Genomic DNA, 20900 nt, shown 5'->3' on the forward strand with positions numbered 1-20900 from the left:
AGAAAATTTCACTGTACTACAAGTCACAAGTGCGTTTCGCACCCTAGCAGGCCGGTCAAGGGGATCCAGGGCGCCACGCGCCTCCGGCGGGCCGATCGTTACCGAGACGTGAGTGAATCACCGGCCGGGGATCCTCATGTTCCACTTTGTTCTTGTTATTGCGACCAAGAACTCCACTAACTTACAGTTGTAAACCTGCACTACAGGTGGATCGACTGTAGGGGGTCGCATGAAGACCACAGTCCCGACATCTATCGAAGCCATTTCCTCCGCGTACACGCAGGATCTGACGGCCGCGATCATCGCGGCGACGGCCCTCGCCGCCGTCCTTCTCATCACCTACCTGGTCATCCGGGCCACCTTCAAGATCATCCGCATCTTCATCCTGACGCGGCTGATCGCCGACACCCTCGCGGTCGGGCTGCTGGCCACAGTGGTCATCATCGGGCTGTTGAACCGCTGACGGCGTACCGCGCTGCTGCCGCCCCCATCGACGATGTTGGACCTGTCGACAGCAGCGCCGCGTAGACGGCACGATCACCGAAGGCGCGCAGCGGGGAGGCCAGCGGTGGAGGATGACGTGTCGATACGGGCGGCTTCGGACGAGGACGTCCGCAAGCTCGTCGACCACAGGGACGAGAAGCACTACTTTCTCGAACATCTCGGAAAAGGCCGGGGGATCCTTCTCTTCGCCGTCCTCGGCGAAGTCCTCGTCGGCCACATCTTTCTGAGGCTGGAGCCGCCTGAAGAGCCGGAACTGCGCGACGGCCTTCCTGGCGTACCTCTCCTCCAGCACCTCAGAGTGATGGATGAACATCAACGCTCCGGAATCGGCAGGCGACTGCTCAGCGCGGCCGAACACCGTTTGTACACGCTCGGGCATCGTCGTGTAGCCCTTGGCGTGCATCCTGATAACGATCCGGCCATCAACCTCTACAGAGGGCTACGCTTCTCGGCGTGGCGCGCCGAGCATCTCGCCACGTTCCGTGAACATGTGCTCGACGACGGCAGCACTGTGCGTGTGCAGGAGCCGTGTCTTGTGTTCGTTAAAAAGCTGGACCCGCCCAACGAATAAAGGACGACGTTGACCTGGATCGTGACCGGTGGAGCCGGCTTCATCGGCGCGCACGTCGTCCACCTCCTCAGTGAAAGCCACGACGTGGTGGTTTTCGACAATCTCTCCACGGGACGCCTCGAACGGCTGCCCGCCGGTGTCACCGTGGTCAAGGGCTCGGTGACCGAGACCGACGACCTGGCCCGGTTGTTCGACGGGCATCCGGCGTCCGGGGTCGTTCACCTGGCGGCCCGCAAGTTCGCTCCGGACGGCACCGGTTTCCGGCCCGACAACATCGACGGCGTGCACAACCTCGTCGAGGCGATGACCCGGGCGGGTGTCGACCGGCTGCTGTTCGCCTCGTCGGCCGCGGTTTACGGCGAGTCCGGTCCGGCCCTCGCGGCCGAGGATCAGCCGCTGGTGCCGGTGAACCCCTACGGCAAGACCAAACTCGAGGGTGAGCAGATCATCGGCGAGACCCGGTTGCGGTCCATCGCGCTGCGCCAGTTCAACGTCGTCGGGGCCGGACCGCACCCGTTCGCGGCGGACACCGGACCGGCCGCGTTGCTCCCGGCCGTCTTTCGCTCCCTCTCCGAGGGCAAAAAACTTGTGGTACGCGGACACGACTACCCGACCGGCGACGGCAGCGCGGTCCGGGATTACGTGCACGTGGAAGACGTGGCCAGAGCTTATGTACGCGGGGTCGAGCTGCTGTCCGGGTCCACGGAACAGCGGCACCTCGCGGTGAACGTCGCCAGCGGTCAGGGCACGTCAGTGCTGGACCTGGTGCGCCTGGCCGGGCGCGTCGCCGGCGAGGAGGTGCCGTTCGTCCTGGGTGATCGGCGGCCCGGCGACGCTGCCGAGGTGGTCGCCGACGTGTCGCGGGCGGTGGAACTGGGGTTCGCCGGGCGGCTCTCGCTGGAGGAAGCGGTCCGCTCAGCCTGGGAGTCCTGGCCGGCATGACCGTCTGCTGACAAGGCCGCGACGCCGGCTTTATCGCACGGCCAGTTCGGCCTGGCGCAGCACGATCCGGGTCGCCTGTTCGGGAGCCGCTCCGAGTGAGCTGAGCGTCTGGCGTACCCGGGAGACCGTGCGCCGCAGCGCGGCCGGGTCCCGGCGCTGGGTCTCCACCGCGAGCAGCAGGCGCATGGCGCGTTCGGCGTACGGCTCGGCGGCCATCGCGCGGCGGGCCAGGTCGGCGGCCGCCGTGGTGTCGCCCTGGGCCAGCCTCCGCTCCCCCAGGGTCAGCGCGGCCTCGGTCAGCTCGGCGAGCAGGGACACCGCTGTCGAGTCGGTCGTCGGCAGGTCCGTCAGAGGATCGCCGCGCCAGAGCCGCAGGGCCGCGCCGAGTGCGGCGTCGGCGGCCGCCGGGTCGCCGCGCTGTCTCGCCCGGCGTGCCTCGTCGAGGTGGTCGCGCAGTTCGGCCAGGTCCACGGTGAGTGCCGCCGAGCGGGCCAGCCGCACCCAGGAACGGTCGCATCGGAGGTGGTCCGGGCCGAGGGCCTGCCGGAGATAGGTGAGGGTGACGCGCAGGTTGCGGGCGGCCGCGGCCGGGTCCAGGTCGGGCCAGAGCAGGTCCATCAGGCGGTCGCGGTCCATCTCCTCGTGGGCGGCGAGCACGCTCAGCAGTTCCCGGACCCGGCGGCGGCGCAGCTCGACCGGGTTGCCGTCGACCACGACGCGCAGCGGACCGAGTACCTCGACCCGGGCATGCCCCGCCGCCTGCGCCGGAACCGCCGCGAGCAGCCGCCGGGCCCCGGCCACCAGAGCCGGCCGCGCATGATCAGCAAGCAGCGGGTGCAGCGCCTCGTGGGCTCGCCTGCCCAGGCGGTCGGCCAGCCATCGCATCAGCCGGCGGCCGAACGGGAGGCCTGCCGCTGTCGCGTGGGCGGCCAGCTCGACCGACCAGGGCAGCGGCAACGCGATCAGCACGGTCTCCGGTGTGACGTCGCCGGTCGACGTCAGCCGGCCGGCCCGGCCGGCCAGCAACAGGCGCACGGCCTCCCGGACCCGTTGATGCGCCGGCCCCAGCGGCTCCGCGTCCCACAGTTCTCGTGCCTGCGGTGAGAGCACATACGCGTACCCAAGAAAGCGCCGCAGATGCACCTGGGCGACCGGATCGTCGAGCGGGTGATCGGCGATGAAATCGGCGATCGCCGCGGTGGCAGCCTGTTCGTCGCCGTCCAGAACGGCACGGGCCGCGGAGGCGGTGGCCAGCATCGCGGCGTCCCGGGTGTCCGCGCCGAGGCCGCTCGCGTCCAGCTGCGCCGACACGTGATCGAGAGCGGAACGGTCGCCGAGGGAGGCGGCGACGACGGCCGCGAAGGCGAGGAAGTTGAAGCGGTACCGGTCGTTGGCATCGGATTCGGGCAGGTGGGCGGGGTGGCTCGCGTCGTGGGCCGCGGGCAGCAGGTCGCGGGGGTCGCCGGCCATCCAGCGGGCGAACTGCGGCATCCGGCGGACGTGGGCGTAGGGCGAGTCGGCCAGGTATTTCTGGGCGATCACCGCCGCCTCGTCGGCGCGTCCGGCGAGCAGCAGGAGATAGACGTGGAACCGTACGATGATCTTGCCGGGTTGTTGATCCACGTCGTCGGGCGGCAGGTCGTCGAGCAGCGCGAGGGCGTCGTCGATCGAGCCCATCAGCTCGAAGATCGCGCCACGCACGCCGGCCATGAGCAGCCGGAGCGTGGGTTCCCGCTCCGCGCCGGGAAGGTCGAGGGACTTCTGGAAGAGCGCGCCGAGCCGGTTCTCGTCGCCGCGGGCGTGCGCGGCGATCGTCGCGAGGCTCAACGCGATCGTCTTCACCCGCGGATCCTCGTGGTTCAGCGCCATGTCGTCGATGAACGCGTCGTCAGCACGCGACGCATAGCGTGTGGCGGCGGTCAGCAGCCGCAACCCCGGCCGGTCGTGCATGACCTCCGGCACGGCGGCGAGCCATCGCACCCCGGTGTCCTGCGGAAACGTGGCAAGCGTCGACGCGACGAGCACCACCGACGCGCGGTCCAGCAGCGCGACGTCGCCGGCCGCGATCGCGATGCTGCCGGCGCGCAGGGCGTCACCGCGGTCCAGCAGCAGGTCGGCGGCGCGGGCCCGGACCGACGCGACCTGGTCGGCAGGCATCAGCCTGACCAGGGCATCGTTCCACAGCGGATGGGCGCGGAACTCCCCCTCGCCGAACCGGGACACCAGCGGGATCCGATCGAGTTCCAGGGGTACCGGCGCGAGTGCGCCCAGCGTGGCGATGTCGGCCGAGCCGAGGACCGCGAGGCAGAGCAGCGCGTCCCGGTCACCCGGTGAGAGGGCGCTGATCACCTCCTCCCACAGGTAGTCGCGGGCCACTCCGGCCGGTGCGGCCAGGGTGAGGCGTACCAGGGCCGGCCATCCGCCGAGGCCGGCGACGTCGGCGGCGGGGCGTTCGGCGTGCCGGGCGGCCTGGCCGAGTTCGCCGGCGTCGAACGCGAGGTCGGCTTCGAGCACACCGTCGAGCAGGTCGGCGGCGTGCAGGCGTGCCGACGGCAGCCGGCGACCGCTCAGCACCAGGTGCGCGCCGGGCGGCAGGCCGGTCACCAGGTCGGTGATCAGGCGCTGCCCGGACGAGCCGGGCGGGATCTCGTGGCAGTCGTCGAGGATCAGGCACGTCTCGATCGGCGAGGCGGACCGCAGCGCCTCCAGCACCGCGTCGAGCGGGCTCACCGCCGGGGTGTCGACGGCGAACGCGCGGCAGATCGCGGCGGCCAGCCGGCGGGCGTCCTCGTCGCCGGGTTCGCAGGTCACCCACGCTTCCAGGCCCCGCGGGTCGGCGGCGTGCAGGCGTGTCGCCTGGGCCAGCGCGGTGGATTTGCCGAACCCGGGACCGGCCACGACGGTGGTGACCGGCACGTCCCAGCGCGCGGCGAGGCGGTCGATCAGGCGGGTACGCAGGATCTCGCCGCTGATCGCCCGTGGTGGCCCGCCGGGAAGTCGCACTCCCCCATCAGGCATCCGACGAGTGCCGCAGGACAACGGACGAGTCGCTTAGGCGACTGACGGGTCATGGCTAACGGACCGCTAACGGCGGCTGGCGAAGCTCGGCGCATCCCATCAACTGGAGGTAGAGATGTCCGAGTCACGCGTCGCCAAGCACACCTTCGTCTACAACGGCGAGAGGTACTTCCGGGACAAGTCGGAAGACATCGTGATGTGCTCCTACGGCGAGAAAGAGGACCCGCTGGGCACGAAGGCCAGCCTGAACGTCACCGACCACGTCGAGCGGGCGCTGCTCAAGGGCCGGGTCCACTACGTCACCACCGCGGACGTGGAGTGGGAGCGCCAGGCCAAGGCCGAGGTCGAGGCCGACGGCGGCCTGAAGTACTTCACCGCCGCCGCGTCGGGGACGGCGTCGTTCTCGTACGAGCGGGCCAAGACGGCGAAGCTCAAGCTGGCCAAGTTCGTGATCGACGAGGGTCCGCTGCAGGAGCTGCTCAACAAGGACGCCGGGAAGGCGCGGAAGTTCCTCGCGCAGGAGGGCGGTGACGGCCGGATCGTCTCGACGATCTGGGTGGTCGTCGAGGCCGTGATCGCCGAGTCGTTCGCGGCGGCCGGCAAGTCCACCGGCGCGATCGAGGCCGAGGTGCTGTCCGCGACCAAGATGCGGCTCACCGTGAAGAAGTCGGGCAGCGCCAGCGGCAGCACGACGATCATCTGGGAGCCGGGCACCACGTTCGCGTACCTGATGCACAAGGTCGGCAAGTGGAACAAGGGCAAGACCCAGGTCGACGAACTGGTCATCGACGCCAAGGGGCTCAACTGATCCACGCGGCCGCGCCGAGCCCTTAGCGGGCTCGGCGCGGCCGCCGGTCAGTTGTCGTCGATCTCGATGCTGACCCGGTGCTCGCTGGACTTCCAGGCGGGCACCGGCAGATAGGTGTAGCCGTCGCCGCGGGACTTCGCGACGATCGAGACCGTCCGGCCGGCCGGGATGTAGTAATCGATTCCGGTCATGAAGGTGATGGCGAAGAACTCCGGCAGCGGCGCGGTCAGATCGGTGACCGCGTCGCTGCCGTTGTCGAAGGCGAAAACGCCGATCACCCGCTTGGTCCGGGGCGCGTTGGCGGCGTTCAGGATGTTGCGGCCGTTCACGTACAGGCTGTCGCCCTCGGCACCCCACCACTCCTTCTGGCGCTGGAACGTCAGGGCCGTGTGCCGGTCGCTGGTGTCCACCAGGGCGCCGATGCCTTCGCCCGGATTGCTGGTGAGCAGGCGTACGAAGGTGTCGGTGCGCTGGAACGGCTCGAAGTAGAAGTGGTGCACGGCCTGTCCGGGGCGGACCAGCGCCAGCTCGTACCGTGCCCGGGGGTTGATCGGGATCGGCGCGAAGGCGCCGTCGGCGCCGACCGCCCGCACGTGCGCGGGTCGCTTCGCCAGGCGGCTCCCGTTCAACGGATTGAGTGGGTACGCCTCAACGGTCGCACCCGCCACACCGGCGTTGCTCGGGAACAGGACGGCCCGGCCGGAGATCTGCGGATGCCGATCGGCCGCGACTTTCACGGTACGCGGATCGCGGCCGGTGAAGAACCGGTAGAACGCCCGGAACGTCTCCGCGGACGAGACCGTCTGGGTGTGCGACTGGTCCGGGAGCGCGACGTTGGTGGCGCCGGTGACGGTCCGGGCCGGGTCGCCCTCACCCCAGATCGCCAGGGTGGGCACCCCGCCGGGCAGCGCGGTGGCGGTACGCCCGTCGAGGTTGACGTAGTGGGCGACCCGGGCGGCCCGCGCGGGCGAGCTGTTCAGGTATCCCTGGATCACGAACGTGCCCAGCGAGTGCGCCAGCAGGTCGACCCGGTCGGCGCCGGACGCGGTGAGCAGCCGGTCGATGCGCGCGTCGAGGCCGGCGTAGATCTGCGGCAGGATCGTCGCCACGTTCGGCGAGTCGTACTCGTGTGCCTCGATGAATTTGGCCGGGTAGCCGTTGGTGGCGAGGCGTTTGGCCTGGGTACGGAACTGCATGGCGGAGCCGGCGCTGCCGTGGACGAAGACGACCGGCCTCGGGTTTTCCCGCGAGTGCTGGCTTTCCTGCGCGGCGGCTGGAGCGGACAGGCCACCGGCGCCGAGGACGACACCGGTGAGCAGGGCGAACAGTTTTCGGCGGGGTATCAACACTGACCCTCCCGATTGATGACGGTGGTTATCGCACTCTAGGTGCAAAAACCTCCGGCGTCACCCGAAGCGGCCGTTCACGTAATCGGCGGTCCGCGGGTCGACCGGCGCGCCGAACATCTGGGTCGTGTCGCCGGCCTCGACGATGTGGCCGGGCGTGCCCTGCTCGGCCAGGAAGAACGCGCACTGCTGGGACACCCGGGCGGCCTGCTGCATGTTGTGCGTGACGATCACGATGGTGACCTCGGAGGCCAGCTCGGTGATCGTCTCCTCGATGCGGCGGGTCGAGGTCGGGTCGAGCGCCGAACACGGCTCGTCCATCAGCAGCACCTCGGGCCGGACCGCGAGCGAGCGGGCGATGCAGAGCCGCTGCTGCTGACCGCCGGAGAGGGCGCCGCCGGGCTGCCGGAGCCGGTCGCGGACCTCTTTCCACAGGCCGGCGCGGGTGAGGCTCTCCTCGACGAGCAGGTCCCGGCCGGACCGGGAGACCCGGGTGCCGGTGAGCTTCAGGCCGGCGACCACGTTGTCGTAGATCGACATGGCCGGGAACGGGTTCGGCTTCTGGAACACCATGCCGATCCGGCGGCGGGCCTCGGTGACCTTCACGCCGGTGTCGTAGATGTCGGCGCCGTCGAGGCGTACCTCGCCGGCCAGCGAGGCGCTGGGCACCAGCTCGTGCATCCGGTTCAGGATCCGCAGGAACGTGGACTTGCCGCAGCCGGAGGGGCCGATCAGCGCCGTCACCATGCGCGCGGGCATGGCGAGCGAGACCCGGTCGAGGACCTTGCGATCGCCGAACCAGGCGGAGATCGCGTGCGCTTCGAGGGCGGGCGCGCCGAAGCCCGCAGGCAGCGGCATGAGGGCTGTTTCGGTCATCGTTATCTCCAGGCGTCAGAGCAGGTTCGGAAGCAGGCGGGCGGCTTCGCCCGCCACGAGAAGACCAAGAAGACCGAGTACGGGAAGACCGATCAGCCACGCGTGCCAGGGACTCAGCCGTTGCCGGATCCACGCGACACCGAGGCTCGCCGCGACCAGCAGCTGACCCCAGAGCACGAGCGGGACCAGTGCGATCGGGTCGATCGCCATGACCTGCTCCGGTTTCGGCAGCAGCGGCGACGAGATCGCGAGCGGCGGCGTCTGCTGCACCGTGGACTTCAGGTCGGCGTCGACACGCAGCACGTCGCTGGGCAGGTACGCGCCACCGTCGGCGGTCGTCAGCGTGAGCCGGCCGGCCCCGGCGGCCGGTGCGGGCGGCTGGGGTTCGCCGGCCCGGCGTACGCCGATCACCTCGTACACGTGCTCGCCCTGACCGGTGATGACCGTGATCCGGTCGCCGCCGGCCAGCTCGGCGATGCGGGCGAACGGTCCGCCGTACGCGGCCCGGCGGCCCATCAGGACGCTGGCACCGGCCTGGCCGGGCAGGACCGTGTCCCGCCGGTGACCGGGTCCGTCGGCCAGGACGTTGCCGGCGGTGCCCTCGAAGACGATCTCGTTCACGTTGATGGCCGGGATGTCCAGGATCGCGATCGCGGTTCCCGAGGCGAGCGCGTTGCCGTCCACGCCGACGTGCGTGATCGGTGCGGTCGCCAGGGCCAGCTCGGACCGGAAGTTCGCGTAGGCGACCTTCTGCGCGCGGTCGTGACTGAGTGCCCCGAGGACTGTGAGCTGGGCGGCGAATCCGAGCAGGGCGGCCGCGAGGATGGTCAGGGCGGCGCCGGTTACGCGTACCGAAAAGGAACCGGGAAGCGGACCGGCCGGCTCGCGCCGCGGGGGTGGTGACGGTGGCGCCGGCGTGGCCGGCGCCACCGGAGCGGTCATCGTCGCCATGGGGTGGTGTCCGGGGCGGGGCGGCCGAGCGCGACGAGCATGAAGCCGCCGGCCAGGAGCATGAGGCCGACCATCACGATGCCGCCGGCGGGCGGTCCGGTGATCGGCAAGGTGGCCGCGACCGGCGTCGGGGTGAAGGTGGCGGCCGGGCTGTGGGTGGTGCCGGTATCCACCGACGGTGTCGGGCTGGGGCTCGCACTCTCGCTCGGGCTCGCGCTCTCCGACACGGACGGGCTGGCTGAGGGTGACTCGCTCGGTGTCTCGGACGGTGATGCGCTCGCGCTGACCGAGACCGAGACCGACGGTGACGCGGACGTCGACGGGGTCGTGCCGGTGACGAACGTGGTCGGCGTGGTGAACGTGACGCCGCCGGTGAAGCTGGCGAACCTTTCGAGCGAGAAGTCGTCGACGCAGTAGACGGTGATCAGGTAGTCGCCGGCGACGATGGTGGTGCCCAGGTCGGTGGCGGCGTCCTTGAAACTGCTCTCCAGCTGGACGTCGAAGGCGTCGGTGGTGGAGAAGCCGACGTCCTGAGTCGCGGTGATCACCGAGCCCTCGGCGAACGCGCCCGGGCCGGTCAGGTACGCGTTGTACCGGTTGCTGGTGGCCGGGCAGGGTCCCGAGGTACGGACCTCGGGGGCCTCCACGTCGGTACCGGTGGCACGGTCGAAGGTGAGGGTCCCGGGCGTCTCGGCGGCGCTGGCCGGCAGCGCCAGGCCGGCCGTCATGGTGGCGGCGCCGAGGATGAGCGCGGCCGAGCCGAGCCGGGCGCGGGCGGTGCGGAGCATGCGGGTTCCCTTCCAGGAGGTCACGGACGTCGGCGTCCGAAGCGGCGCCCGGCCTCGAAGGAGAGCAGGACGGTGGCGATGCCGGCGGCGATCCAGCCGGTGGGGTTCTTCCCAGCAGGGGTCTTTTCTGCAGGGGTCTTTTCTGCAGGCTGCGGAACATCAGCGGCGCCGCTGACGAATGCGGTCGGGCTGGTGAAGGTGAGCGCGCCGGTGAACTCGGCGAACACCTCGCCGGTGAAGCCGTCGGTGCAGAACACCGAGACGTCGTAACGGCCGGTCAGCGTGGTGTGGTTGTCGGCCGCGAAGTCCTTCATCGTCTGGGCGAAGTAGACGTCGAAGCCGCTGGTCCGCGACATCCCGGCCGCCGTCGGCGCGGTGACGATCTGCCCGTCGGCGGGGAACCCGTGCCCGCGCGCGACGGCATGGAAGCTGTCGGCGGGCGCGGGACAACCGGCCGACGTCGTCATCACGATCGCCGCGGTGTCGATGCTGGCCGCCGGAGTGAAAACGAGGGTTCCGGCCAGGGCCAGCTCAGCCAGCAACATGCCCGGTCCGGCGGCGGCGCCGCAGGTAGAGGCCGCCGGTGATCAGCAGGGCGAGCCCGGCCACGATGCCGAGCAGGATCCACGGGACGGCCCAGAAGCCGCGTTCCCGGGTGACCGCGCTGAGCGCCAGCTTCTGGTCGCCGGCCTGGGGCAGCGGGTCGGCGTGCACGGCGCCGGTCAGCCAGACGGCGGGCAGCGCGCCGTTGATCTCGGCGGTGATGGTCACCTCGTCGCCGGGCAGGATCTCCGGGACGTCGGCGACGCCGGTGGCTTTGCGTTCACCACCCCACAGCGTGCGAACCGTGACCTCTTGGCCGGCGCCGAGACGGACGTTGCCGGTGTTGCGTACCCGGTAGGTCAGGGTCGTGCGGCCGGAGCGCAGCGGGTTGCCGTTCGGGTGGTACGTCGCGGTCAGCTTCTCGACCGTGAGCCGTGGTTCGAGAGCGCCGCTGATCCGCAGGTAGACGCGGGTGCCGACACGCTGGTCGACGGCGACCTGGTTGCCCTTGGCGTCCTTCTGCGTGGTGGCGAGCGACGCGACGATGCCGGCGCTGTGGTCGCCGGGGGTGGCGGTCGCCGGAACGGTGAGGGTGAACGGGACGACGACGCGGCCACGAGCGGGCACGTCGACCGAGCCGCGCGAGATCTTCAGCCAGGAGCCGGCATCGTCGGACCTGCCACCGGCGGCGAGCACGTCGAAACCGCCGGTCGGGGTGGTGAAGGCGTCGCTGGCGTACACCTTGAGCCGGATCGGTGCGGTGCCGGCGTTGGAGATCTCCACCTGATCCTGGAAGACACCGCCGGGGGTGGCCGCGTAGGAGAAGGTGGGCCGGTCGTCGGGGGCGTCCTTGCCGGTGGGCCGGACGCCGAAGGTGGCCCGGCCGTTGCCGCTGCTGGGCGCTGCTGCGGCCGGGGCGACCATACCCAGTCCGATGAGGATGCCGAGCACTGCCGAAGCCGCACGCCGCATGGGAAACCGTCCTAGCGAAGAAGTGGGGTGCGGGGCAGCCCGGAGGCCGCCCCGCGGAACATCAGATGGCGGTGATGGTGAGGGTCGCGGTGTAGGTGCCGGCCACGGTCGTGGTCGGGACCTGCAGCGAGACGTCGGCGTTCACGTGAGCCGTGCCCACGCCCGCGCCGGCACCGGCGGTGGCGAGGGTCCGGCTGCTGGCGAGGCCACGGCCGGACGGCGCGGACGCGCCGGGCGCGATCGCGTCGGCCGGGTCGACCTTGGCGCCCGCGGTGACGGACTGCGACGGCGACTTGTCGAGAACCTTCGGCGACCAGCCGAGGTTCGCGGCGTTGATGCCGTGGCTGGAGCCGTCGCTGAAGTCGGAGACCTGGCCGGAGACGTTCCAGCCGAAGTTGCCGGCCCGCAGGTCGGTGACGGTCAGGGCGTTGAGGGTGCCGCCGGTGGTGAGCTTGGAGGCGTCGGTGGCGAGCTGCGGGGTGGGCAGCACGACCGGGTTGTTGTTCTCGACGCTGATCGTGAGCGCGCCGCTCTCCACGGTGGTGGAGATGGTCTGCGAGCCGCTCGCGCCCTTGAACGGGGTGACCGTCAGGGACACGTTTGCCGACTCGGAGCCGGCGTACTGTGCGGCGCTGGCAGGCACGAAGCGGGCGGTCAGCGAGTGGTCGCCCGCGTCGAGGCTGCTCGTGGTGAAGGTGGCCGAGCCACCAGCGACGGTCACCGGGGCGCCGATGTTCTTGCCACCGTCGGTGAACTGGATCTTGCCGGCCGCGGTGGACGGGCTGACCGTGGCGGTCAGGGTGACGTCCTTGTATTGCTCGGCCGAACCCTGCGGGTTGACGACCAGGGCAGTCGTGGTGGTCTGCGCCTCGGCGGCCTCGACCTTGACGGTGGCGGCCGTCGAGGTGGAGCCGCTGACGCCGGCCTTGGTGCTGCTGAACACCGCGGTGATCGGGTGGTCACCGGCGGCCAGGGCCGCGGTGGTCAGCTCGGCGACGCCGCCGTTCACAGCGACCGCGTCACCGAGGTTGGCCGCGCCGTCCTTGAACTGGACGGTGCCGGTCGCGGTGGCCGGCGCGACGGTCGCCTTGAGGGTGACCGGGGTGCCGGCGGTGACCGTGCCGGACGGGCTGACCGTCAGGCTGGTGGTCGACGACTCGGACTGGTTCGGGTCGGCGGTCTGCCACGCGGTGGGCGAGGTGAACCAGAACGAACCGCTGAAGGTGGAGAACACCTCCAGGGAGAAGTTGTCCACGCAGCTGACGACCAGGTCGTACTTGCCCGCCACGAGCGTGGTGCCGATCTCGGCCGCGGCGTCGACGAAGCTCAGGCCGAGCTGGACCGGGAACCCCGCGGTGGTGGAGAAGTTCGGGTCCTGGGTCGGGGTGATGATGAAGCCGTCCTGGAAGCCGTTCGGGCCGTACAGCTTGGCCAGGTAGGCGTTCGACTCGGCGGCGCATCCGGCCGAGGTGACGACCTTCGGCGCGACCAGGTCGGAACCGGTCGCCGAGTCAGCGGTCCAGGTGCCGTCCGGGACGGCGGCCTGGGCGGCCGGTGAGCAGATGACGACCGCGGCGGTAGCGGCCAGCGCGGCACCGGCGGCGTAGGTCTTGATCTTCATGGGATCTGTCTCGCCTTCTGGTTACGGGGTCCGCAGGGAGGTGTCGCCACACGAGTTGTGCGGCGCGAAGCCGTACTTCTTGACCGTGTTGGCGTTGGTGCAGACCTTCGACGTCGGGCCGACGAAGACCTCGGCGTACGGCGCGGTGGTGAGCTTGCCGGTCGGCACCACGTTGTAGACGTCGCGCGACATGGTGGAGGCGGTGTTCAGGATGGTCGGCGCGATGCCGTCGAGCTGGCCGAGCACGGTCTTGCCATGCACGTCGGCGACCACGTTGGTGGTCTGCGCCAGGTACATCGCGATCGAGTACGGCGCCACCTGCTTGGCGTCGCTCAGCAGCGTGCCGTTGTTCTCCTGCAGCGCCTTGCCGGTGGAGTCGGTCTCGCCGATGCAGGTGTGGCCGGCGGTGCTGGTGAAGTTCGCGGCGTCGGTGAAGCCCAGCGACTTGAGGAAGAAGCTGCGGGTGCCCGAGCCGTACTGCGGCAGCAGCGGCTTGTAGTTGGCGCCGGCCGCGCAGTTGTAGATGGTGGTCAGGTTCGCCTTGGTCAGCTTGCGGGAGATCGAGCTGTCCGAACGGACCGCGTAGGTGACCGCGTCGACGGCGAACGGTACGTAGGTGAGGTTCTTACCCGCGTACGAAGAGGCGTTGTTGCTGGAGGAGCGCGCGAAGTCGAGGCAGCCGTTGTTCGCGTCGATCGACGCGACCAGGGCGGTCACACCGGCACCGGAACCGGCGGGCCGGTTGATGGTGCAGCCTTCCTTCGGCGTGATGGTGGCAGAACCGAACGCGTCGTAGGAGCCGATCAGCTTGCTGCCGTCGGTGCCGAGGACGACGTCGGACAGCCCGTTCATGACGCCCTCGGTGGTGTCCGAGCCGACGCCGGCGAGCTGACGGTAGGTGGGCGTGCCCGCGGGGTCGGCCTGAGCCGGCGAGCCGGCCACGACAAGCGCCGCGACCAACCCGGCCCCGACTGCTGCCAGGATCCGTTTGTTTCGCACTGCGGCTATCCTTTTCTCTGCGATTGCCGGCCGGACTGGCGTCCGGCCGCCGAGGTGCGGCGGCTCGTTACCGCAGCACCCAGCCGTGGCCAGGAGTGACCGCTCCTGGCCACGGACGTTTCTCATCGCCCGGTTCTCGCGCTGCGAGATCGGGAGATCCTGAGCAGGATCGGTCCCGCCAGGGCGGCCACCGCGCCGACGACGATCGCGGCGACCAGGCCGTACCGCAGGTTGCCGAGCGGGCTGGCAGGGGTGATCCGGGTTTCGGCGACCGGGACGGCAGAGCCGTGACCAGCCGGTTTCGGGGTGGGCACCGCGGCGACCGGCCGGGAGCCGGCTGCCGGAGTGGTGGCAGCGGCAGTCGTCGGGGCCGGCGATGTCACGGTGGCCGGCGACGTCGTGGACACGATGCCCGCGCTGGTTGTGGTGGTGGTGGCCGGCCTGGGGGTCGTCGCGGTGGTCCGCGACGGTGTCGGGGATGCGGACGGCAGCGGCACACCGGCCGTCCTGTCGAGGGTCGCCGCCACCTCACGGGTTTTCGCGCGCAGGCTGTCGGGCAGCGGCGCATATCCGAACGGCAGGGTGCCCGGCTCGACGCCGGGGGTCTGCCCGTTGCCGGCGGCATATCGCAGCAGGTCGGCATAGTCCTTGCCGGCCGCTTCGGTGATCGCGGACGGGACCGTTCCGGCATAGAGGACCGAGGTGAGCGGGTACGCGGCGGCGTCGGTGGCCGCCGGGTTCGGTGCCAGGACGCCCTCCACTGTCGCCGACTCGGTCATCGCGGACACCCCGGCGAGCAGGCCGGCCGTGGTGGGTGCGACGAACTCGCCGGCCGCGTTGCGCAGCTTCACCATCGGCAGGCCGTACCGCTCGGCGGTCGCGACGTCGGTGACGGCGAGCACGGACCGCTTGCCCGGAGACTGCGGCGCGCCCTTCTTCCAGCCGATCACCGCGCCGACGTTGTCCCGGGCGGTGGCGTTGCGGACCAGGGTGTCACCGCGGCTGGCCGAGCGGGCCGCGTCGTGCATGTTGTTGGCGTACGGGTGCATGTCGAGCGTGCACCAGTCGAGCAGTTGCCCGGCGTCGCTGGCGAGCTTGGTGCAGTACAGATCGCTCTTCGGGAAGGTGGTCTGCGGCCACTTCAGCGCCGAGTAGACCGGGTTGACCTTGGTACCCCACTTGTCGGGCGTGCCGGTCAGGAAGGCTTTCGCCTCGGCGTCGGTGAGGATCCACTCCCAGAGCTGGGTGGCCATGTCGGTCTGCCCGACGCCGACCAGCGCGTCGCCGAAGGAGAGCGGCAGCTGGTTGCCGCTTGCGGCGTTGTCCTTGTCGTCGGGGATCCAGTCCGGGTTCAGCTCGCGGAACTCCTCGTCGTAGCTGAGCCCGAACGGGTTCTCCGCCACCGGGGTGTGCTTCGCGTCGGCGCCGGCCGGATAGGTCTGTGTCAGCAGCTTGGCGACCAGGCGTGGCGTCAGTTTCAGGTCGGGCAGCCGTTTGCCCTCCTTGAGCTGCTGCTCCGCGCTCGCGCCGAGGCCGGACTGCCAGTCGATGTTCATCGCGATGGTCAGCCCGGAGACGGCGACCGGCGCGTACACCTCGGGTCTGGCCGGATCCGGGGTGGCCGGGCGGTTGACGAAGACGAGGCCCGGGTCGGTGGCGGCGAGCCGGTCGCGAGCCAGCTCGTCGGTGGTCTGCGAGAAACCGAAGACGCGGGTGCTGCCGCTGCCGGCACAGAGTGCGGGCTGCCAGCGCAGGATCGCCTCGCTGATCGCCTCGGCGCCCACGGTGCGGCGCTCGGCGCTGCCGAGCGGGCAGGCCCGGCCGATCGGCTGGAACTTCAGGGGTACGACGATGCGGTGCGCCCAGTTGGTGGCGCTCAGCGGTGACGAGTCGAGCCAGCGGTGCGGTTTGGCGTCGCCGGTGCTGCCGTCCACCTCGGTGGCGCCGCGCGGGACGACGACCAGCCAGCAGGGGCGGCCGGTGCCGTCGGTCAGCAGCGCGCCGCAGCCCAGGCCGGGCGCCTCGGCGAGGGTCTGCACCTCGAAGAACTCCTCGCCGGCGCCGTCACCACCGGTCCGGCCGTACGGGATCTCGTTCGTGGTGGTGGCGTCGAAGTACTCGTTGCCTGGCTTGCCCTCGATGGTGGTGCCGTCGAACGCGGTGAACGGGACATACTGCGGGTTGCCGGTGTCCGGCATCGTGATCGTTTCGAGCGGGTCGCGCAGGCCGGCCGGGCAGGTCTTGGCCTTCTCGGCCTCGGGCGAGCAGTACGGCGCGTAGGTGACCTGCCGTGATCCGGTCCAGGAGCCGCCGCGGGCGTCGGTGTAGAGCGTGCCGAACTGGCACTGCTCGCGGGCCGGCCCGGTCGCGGCGTCGCCCCAGCACTGCATGATCTGCAGGTAGTCGGTGTGCACGGCGCTGTCGGCGGTGGGCTTGCCACCGGTCCAGGTGACGTTGACGACCTGGTTGATCAGGTTGGTGGTCTGCGCGACGGTGACCTTGAGGTCGGCGTAATCGCCGGCTCCGGCGACGGTCACCGCGGATCCCGCGGCCGCGGCCGGGCGGGTGTCCTGCAGAAAAACCAGACCCGAGAGTACGGCCAGAGCAGTCGCCAGCACGGCGGAGCTGATGCGTCGTGGTGTCATCGACGATCACCGTTGCCGAACCGGTCTCCGCCGCTGAATCGGCGGGCGATCAGCGGCGGGCCGACGGTGAGGCCGACGAGCAGGGCGCAGGCCAGGCCGATGAGGACCGTCTTGAGGGTGGGGTCGAGTTGAACGCCGACCGTCACCGGCACGGCCAGGGCGCTGTTGTCGCCGACGAGCTGGCCGCTGCCGCCGCCGGCGCCGGTTCCGCCACCGGAGATGACCTGGCCGGTGTCCGGGTCGACCACCGGCGCCGCGCCGCCGGCCGGAGTGCCGGTTCCGGTGCCTGTTCCCGTACCGCCGGTCGGGGATCCGCTGGTCGCGCCGGTGGCCGGGGTGCCACCTGTCGTCCCACCACCGCCGGTGGAACCGCCACCGCCGGTCGATCCGCCGCCGTTGTTGCTCCCGCCTCCGCCGGTGTTGCCTCCGCCGCCGGTGGTCGGGGTGTCCTGAGGCGCGCCGCCGGTGCCGGTGCCGCACTGGGTGCTGCCGGCCTTGTCACAGGCCGGCGGGTACGGAGCCTTCTTCGCGAGCGTGTTGGTGCCGTCGGACGAGAACGTCGGGTTGTTGCACTTCGTGATGTCGACGGCCTGGCTGTCCACCCCGGGGATCCGTTTGACCTGGTCGAGGCCGGCCTTGACCAGGTTGATCGGCAACGGCGAGTACCCGAGGTCGTCGGCCTGCTGCTGGCCCTCGCAGAGGAAGTAGTAGGAGAAGTCGCCGAGGGTCTTGCCCTTGCTCTTCTTGAACCGGGCGTTCTCCTCGTCAACCGGGATCAGCATGTAGCTGTAGCTCGACAGCGGATAGGTACGCGCGTCGTTGTACGTGTAAACCGGCTGCAGATCCTGGGTGAGATAGTCCGGCGAGCTCTTGTCCGTGTTGATCTTCGCGGCCATCAGGGCCACCGCGACCGACTGATACGTCGGCTCGACGTAGAAGTCCTTCGCGTTGCGGATCTTCGCGACCGGGAATTTCAGGTTCCGGGCGTACGAGTACTCGACGTACGTGATCGCGCCGACGCTGGAGGGCTGGGCCACGTAACCGGCGACGTTCTGCGAGCCGGACTGCGCGGTCATGGCACTGCCCTGCAACAGCGGGTAGATGCTGGTCACGCCGCACGGGTTGGACCGGCCGGCCTTCGCGCAGTACGCGTTCCACACGCTCGCGTGCTGGCTGCTCATCCAGGTGGTGAGCTGCGCCGTGGTGCCGGAGCCGTCCGAGCGGACCACCGGGACGATCTTGCGGGCCGGCAGCGTGAGGCCCGGGTTGTCGGCCTTGATCGCCGGGTCGCTCCAGTTGGTGATGACGTTCGTGAAGATCTTCGCGACCGTGTCGCCGGACAGCCGCAGGTTGGTGACCTTCCGGCCGCCGATCTCCAGGTTGTACATGAACGCGGTGCCACCGGCCACGATCGGCATGTACGCGAACGGGAACTTCGGCCGGGCCTCACTGGCGGCGCCGTCGTCCTTGCCGTACGGGATCTCCGAGACCCCGAAGTCGGTCAGGCCACTGGCGAACTGGTTGCGCCCGAAGGTGGAGCCGCCGCCGGAGTAGTTGATGCGCATGCCGTACTGCTCGACGTTTGATGTCCACTGCTCGATGGCGTTCTGACTCCAGGTGGAGCCGGAGCCGGTGATCGGCACGTAGGCCGCGGATGCCGGCAGCGCGGTGACGGCGAGGACCGCCAGCACCGTCGCCGCCGAGCAGACGGCTCTCAACAGGGTTTTCACGGGATCTCTTCTCCTGCCGGAGTCGTCACTGGTGCGGAAGCTTCCCTGCGCTGGAAGCGGGCGAAGTCCCGGGCCGACGCGCGGGCCCGGGCCCGGCGCTGTCGCGGGGTCAGCTCCTGCGGTCCGCGGCCGCCGACCAGGCGGGCGATCACGAACAGCAGCAGGACCAGGACCATCAGCAGGGCGGCGGTGCCGTAACCGCGGGCCACCACGTTCGGTTCCGGCGACTTGATCAACATGAAGGTGGCGAGCGGCAGGGAGACCTGCGGATCGTGGAATGCGTCGGTGTTGAGCGCCTTGGTGTACCCGGCCGTGAGCAGCACCGGCGAGGTCTCACCGATGCCACGGGCGGTGGCCAGGATGATCGCGGTGGCCAGACCGGGCCGGGCGGTGGGCAGCACCACGGTCCAGGCGGTCCGCCACCGGCTGGCGCCGAGCGCGAACGACGCCTCCTTGAGGTGGCCGGGCACGAGCCGGAGCACCACATCGGCGGCCCGGATCATGATCGGCAGCATCATCACGCTGATCGCCAGGGAGGCGGCGAAGCCGGACGGCTCGAAGCCGAAGATCAGCAGGACGGTGGCGTAGATGAACAGCCCGGCGACGATCGACGGCAGGGCGGTCATCGCCTCGACGACGGTACGCACCAGCCGGGGGAACGGCCCGCGCAGCTCGGAGAGGAACAGCGCGCAGAGCAGGCCGACCGGGATCGTGATGAGCAGTGCCAGGCCGATCTGCTCCAGGGTGCCGACCAGGGCGTGCAGTCCGCCGCCCTCGGTCAGCGGGGCGAGCGGGCCGGTGACGCTCAGGTCCTCGGTGAAGAAGTTCGGGTGCACCAGCGCGCTGAAGCCCTTGATCAGCGTGAAGCTGACGACGAAGACCAGCGCGACCAGCAGCAGGGCGGCCAGGCCGTGCACGATCGCGGAGACCAGCCGGTCGCGGACCGAGGGGCCGTCGCCGTCGAGCCAGAGCAGGACGGCGTACAGGGCCAGGAATGCCACGAACGCGACGACGACGAAGCCGAGGGCGCCGGAGAACGGGGCGATCCAGTAGAAGATCAGGGCGGTCAGGCAGACGGCTGCCACGGCGGCGCCGATCGCCGTGAGGACGTCCTCGGACCGGAGGGTCGCGGTGTTCCGGCGTACCTCAGGCGCTTGATCTTGAAGTTGATCTTGATCTCTATCGGACAGCAGAGTCATCACGCCTCGCTCTCGGCGCCGGAGCGGCTGCGGGCCACGATGATCCCGGCGCCGAAGTTGACGACCAGGGTCATCAGGAACAGGGCCACACCGGCGGCCATCAGGGCGGAGAGCGCGACCGGGCCGGCCTCGCCGTAACGCAGCGCGATCAGCGCGGAGACCGAGTTGGCGCCGTTCTGCAGGATGTGCGGCTGGATCGAGAAGACCGGCGAGATGATCAGGTAGACGGCGATGGTCTCGCCGAGAGCGCGGCCGAGGCCGAGCATGGTGCCGCCGATCATGCCGCCGCGGCCGAACGGCAGGACCACCGAGCGGATCATGCCCCAGCGGGTGGCGCCGAGCGCGAAGGCGCCCTCACGCTCACCGATCGGCGCCTGCGAGAACGCCTCGCGCATGATCGAGCAGATCACCGGGGCGATCATCATGGCGACGACCATGCCGGCGATGAAGGTCGACGAGGTGTAGACGGTTTCGGTCGCGAGCGGGTCGCGCGGATCCGAGCCGGTGACCTTGAAGAAGGGGATCCAGGACAGGTACGTGGCGAGCCAGCGCGCCAGGCCGATGACGTGTCCTTGCAGGAAGGCGAACCCCCAGAGGCCGTAGACGACGCTGGGCACCGCGGCCATCAGGTCGACGAGGCCGATCAGGGCCGGGCGGAGGCCGCGCGGGGCATATTCGGACACGTAGAGGGCCATGCCGATGGCCAGCGGCACCGCGATGCCGATCGCGACGCCGGCGATCAGGACGGTGCCGGTGAGCACCGCGGCGATGCCGAAGTTGCCGGAGTCGGGCTCCCACTTCTCGGTGGTCAGGAACGACCAGCCGGCGATGCCGAGCGCGTCGGCGGCCTTGTCGAACAGGAACGCGCCGACCAGCGTCATCAGAAGGAGGACGCCGGCGCCGGCCAGCCGCAGCACGACACGGTAGACACGGTCCGGGCCGCCGGAAGGCCGCAGCCTGCGGCGCTGCTCGATGATGACGGTGGTCATATCCGGACCCGGACCGGCATTTCGCCGAGTTCGGCGCCGGCCAGCAGGCCGAGCACCACCGCGGCGGCCTGAGCGGCCTGGATGCGGCGCTGGTAATCGCGGCTGGCGACCGCGACGACGGCGCCGCCGGCCTCCATCCGCCAGCGCCAGGCGGTGGCGCCGGAGCGCACGATCGTGACGCTCAGCTCGGCGGCGTGCTGCTGCGCCCAGCGGGCGGCAGCCCGGCAGGCGTCGATGTCGGGGAACATCGCGGGCGCTCGGCCCAGGTCCCGATTGTTGGTGGTGAGCAGTCGCCAGCTGACAAAGTCGCTCGATCGACTACGGAGAAATCCGAAACGTGCCGCAGCCACAGTTCCGCCTCGTCTGATGGTGGAGACACACGCCGCGCGTGCGATTGC

At 70.3% G+C, this 20900-nt stretch carries 18 protein-coding genes; 4 read left to right on the top strand and 14 right to left on the bottom strand.

The window, feature by feature from the left end:
- The first annotated feature begins 229 nt into the window (after nt 1-229).
- From B0I29_RS02520 to B0I29_RS02530, 3 genes are all read left to right on the top strand, one after another.
- Nucleotides 230-463, top strand: coding sequence for a hypothetical protein (locus tag B0I29_RS02520; protein ID WP_111647137.1), 234 nt, complete (start codon nt 230-232; stop codon nt 461-463).
- 105 nt (nt 464-568) lie between these two features.
- The gene (locus tag B0I29_RS02525) at nt 569-1075 is read left to right on the top strand and encodes a GNAT family N-acetyltransferase (protein WP_181557654.1); all 507 of its coding nucleotides are present in this window, start codon (nt 569-571) and stop codon (nt 1073-1075) included.
- 9 nt (nt 1076-1084) lie between these two features.
- Complete coding sequence (locus B0I29_RS02530) at nt 1085-2017, top strand: NAD-dependent epimerase/dehydratase family protein (RefSeq protein ID WP_111647139.1); 933 nt, start codon at nt 1085-1087, stop codon at nt 2015-2017.
- A 30-nt stretch (nt 2018-2047) separates the two neighbouring features.
- Here the strand turns inward: B0I29_RS02530 and B0I29_RS02535 are convergent, their stop codons facing one another.
- Nucleotides 2048-5035 (bottom strand): AfsR/SARP family transcriptional regulator, encoded by a 2988-nt coding sequence (locus B0I29_RS02535; protein ID WP_146616693.1) that lies wholly within the window; start codon nt 5033-5035, stop codon nt 2048-2050.
- 115 nt (nt 5036-5150) lie between these two features.
- Between B0I29_RS02535 and B0I29_RS02540 the strand changes: the two genes are divergently transcribed.
- The gene (locus tag B0I29_RS02540; RefSeq protein WP_111647141.1) at nt 5151-5843 is read left to right on the top strand and encodes a hypothetical protein; all 693 of its coding nucleotides are present in this window, start codon (nt 5151-5153) and stop codon (nt 5841-5843) included.
- 47 nt (nt 5844-5890) lie between these two features.
- On the opposite strand, the gene B0I29_RS02545 is transcribed toward B0I29_RS02540, so the two are convergent.
- The 13 genes from B0I29_RS02545 to B0I29_RS02605 form a co-directional block, all read right to left on the bottom strand.
- Nucleotides 5891-7192, bottom strand: coding sequence for an alpha/beta hydrolase (locus B0I29_RS02545; RefSeq protein ID WP_111647142.1), 1302 nt, complete (start codon nt 7190-7192; stop codon nt 5891-5893).
- Between the two features lie 57 nt (nt 7193-7249).
- The gene (locus tag B0I29_RS02550; RefSeq protein ID WP_181557655.1) at nt 7250-8065 is read right to left on the bottom strand and encodes a phosphate ABC transporter ATP-binding protein; all 816 of its coding nucleotides are present in this window, start codon (nt 8063-8065) and stop codon (nt 7250-7252) included.
- 15 nt (nt 8066-8080) lie between these two features.
- Nucleotides 8081-9007 (bottom strand): sortase, encoded by a 927-nt coding sequence (locus B0I29_RS02555; RefSeq protein WP_181557656.1) that lies wholly within the window; start codon nt 9005-9007, stop codon nt 8081-8083.
- Complete coding sequence (locus B0I29_RS02560; protein WP_111647145.1) at nt 9004-9804, bottom strand: hypothetical protein; 801 nt, start codon at nt 9802-9804, stop codon at nt 9004-9006. The genes B0I29_RS02555 and B0I29_RS02560 overlap by 4 nt, the downstream gene beginning before the upstream one ends.
- 20 nt (nt 9805-9824) lie before the next feature.
- Complete coding sequence (locus tag B0I29_RS02565) at nt 9825-10349, bottom strand: hypothetical protein (RefSeq protein ID WP_111647146.1); 525 nt, start codon at nt 10347-10349, stop codon at nt 9825-9827.
- On the bottom strand, nt 10336-11319 hold the full coding sequence (locus B0I29_RS02570) for a COG1361 family protein (RefSeq protein ID WP_220091262.1): 984 nt from the start codon (nt 11317-11319) through the stop codon (nt 10336-10338). Before B0I29_RS02570 ends, B0I29_RS02565 begins: the two co-directional genes overlap by 14 nt.
- Before the next feature lie 61 nt (nt 11320-11380).
- A complete protein-coding gene (locus tag B0I29_RS02575; RefSeq protein WP_220091263.1) occupies nt 11381-12940 on the bottom strand; it encodes an Ig-like domain repeat protein in 1560 nt (519 codons plus the stop codon).
- Nucleotides 12941-12961: 21 nt separating this feature from the next.
- Nucleotides 12962-13939 carry a hypothetical protein gene (locus B0I29_RS02580; protein ID WP_111647148.1) on the bottom strand — a complete coding sequence of 326 codons (978 nt, stop codon included), beginning with the start codon at nt 13937-13939 and terminating at the stop codon, nt 12962-12964.
- A gap of 122 nt (nt 13940-14061) precedes the next feature.
- On the bottom strand, nt 14062-16584 hold the full coding sequence (locus tag B0I29_RS02585; protein WP_146616694.1) for a hypothetical protein: 2523 nt from the start codon (nt 16582-16584) through the stop codon (nt 14062-14064).
- On the bottom strand, nt 16581-18314 hold the full coding sequence (pstS, locus tag B0I29_RS02590) for a phosphate ABC transporter substrate-binding protein PstS (RefSeq protein ID WP_111647150.1): 1734 nt from the start codon (nt 18312-18314) through the stop codon (nt 16581-16583). The genes B0I29_RS02585 and pstS overlap by 4 nt, the downstream gene beginning before the upstream one ends.
- Nucleotides 18311-19513 (bottom strand): phosphate ABC transporter permease PstA, encoded by a 1203-nt coding sequence (gene pstA / locus B0I29_RS02595; RefSeq protein WP_111647353.1) that lies wholly within the window; start codon nt 19511-19513, stop codon nt 18311-18313. Before pstA ends, pstS begins: the two co-directional genes overlap by 4 nt.
- Nucleotides 19513-20502 carry a phosphate ABC transporter permease subunit PstC gene (gene pstC, locus B0I29_RS02600; RefSeq protein ID WP_111647151.1) on the bottom strand — a complete coding sequence of 330 codons (990 nt, stop codon included), beginning with the start codon at nt 20500-20502 and terminating at the stop codon, nt 19513-19515. The genes pstA and pstC overlap by 1 nt, the downstream gene beginning before the upstream one ends.
- Entirely contained in the window at nt 20499-20750 is a 252-nt protein-coding gene (locus tag B0I29_RS02605) for a hypothetical protein (protein ID WP_111647152.1), read from the bottom strand. Before B0I29_RS02605 ends, pstC begins: the two co-directional genes overlap by 4 nt.
- Nucleotides 20751-20900 lie beyond the last annotated feature (150 nt).

This window comes from Actinoplanes lutulentus, assembly GCF_003259845.1.
GTDB lineage: Bacteria > Actinomycetota > Actinomycetes > Mycobacteriales > Micromonosporaceae > Actinoplanes > Actinoplanes lutulentus.

What these genes read in the sequence shown, in the direction of transcription:
- B0I29_RS02520 (WP_111647137.1), top strand. Translation starts at nt 230, where the DNA reads ATGAAGACCACAGTCCCGACATCTATCGAAGCCATTTCCTCCGCGTAC.
- B0I29_RS02605 (WP_111647152.1), bottom strand. Translation starts at nt 20,750, where the DNA reads ATGTTCCCCGACATCGACGCCTGCCGGGCTGCCGCCCGCTGGGCGCAG.
- pstA (WP_111647353.1), bottom strand. Translation starts at nt 19,513, where the DNA reads ATGACTCTGCTGTCCGATAGAGATCAAGATCAACTTCAAGATCAAGCG.
- pstC (WP_111647151.1), bottom strand. Translation starts at nt 20,502, where the DNA reads ATGACCACCGTCATCATCGAGCAGCGCCGCAGGCTGCGGCCTTCCGGC.
- B0I29_RS02575 (WP_220091263.1), bottom strand. Translation starts at nt 12,940, where the DNA reads ATGAAGATCAAGACCTACGCCGCCGGTGCCGCGCTGGCCGCTACCGCC.
- B0I29_RS02560 (WP_111647145.1), bottom strand. Translation starts at nt 9,804, where the DNA reads ATGCTCCGCACCGCCCGCGCCCGGCTCGGCTCGGCCGCGCTCATCCTC.
- B0I29_RS02540 (WP_111647141.1), top strand. Translation starts at nt 5,151, where the DNA reads ATGTCCGAGTCACGCGTCGCCAAGCACACCTTCGTCTACAACGGCGAG.
- B0I29_RS02585 (WP_146616694.1), bottom strand. Translation starts at nt 16,584, where the DNA reads ATGACACCACGACGCATCAGCTCCGCCGTGCTGGCGACTGCTCTGGCC.
- B0I29_RS02550 (WP_181557655.1), bottom strand. Translation starts at nt 8,065, where the DNA reads ATGACCGAAACAGCCCTCATGCCGCTGCCTGCGGGCTTCGGCGCGCCC.
- B0I29_RS02535 (WP_146616693.1), bottom strand. Translation starts at nt 5,035, where the DNA reads ATGCCTGATGGGGGAGTGCGACTTCCCGGCGGGCCACCACGGGCGATC.
- B0I29_RS02570 (WP_220091262.1), bottom strand. Translation starts at nt 11,319, where the DNA reads ATGCGGCGTGCGGCTTCGGCAGTGCTCGGCATCCTCATCGGACTGGGT.
- B0I29_RS02565 (WP_111647146.1), bottom strand. Translation starts at nt 10,349, where the DNA reads ATGTTGCTGGCTGAGCTGGCCCTGGCCGGAACCCTCGTTTTCACTCCG.
- B0I29_RS02555 (WP_181557656.1), bottom strand. Translation starts at nt 9,007, where the DNA reads ATGACCGCTCCGGTGGCGCCGGCCACGCCGGCGCCACCGTCACCACCC.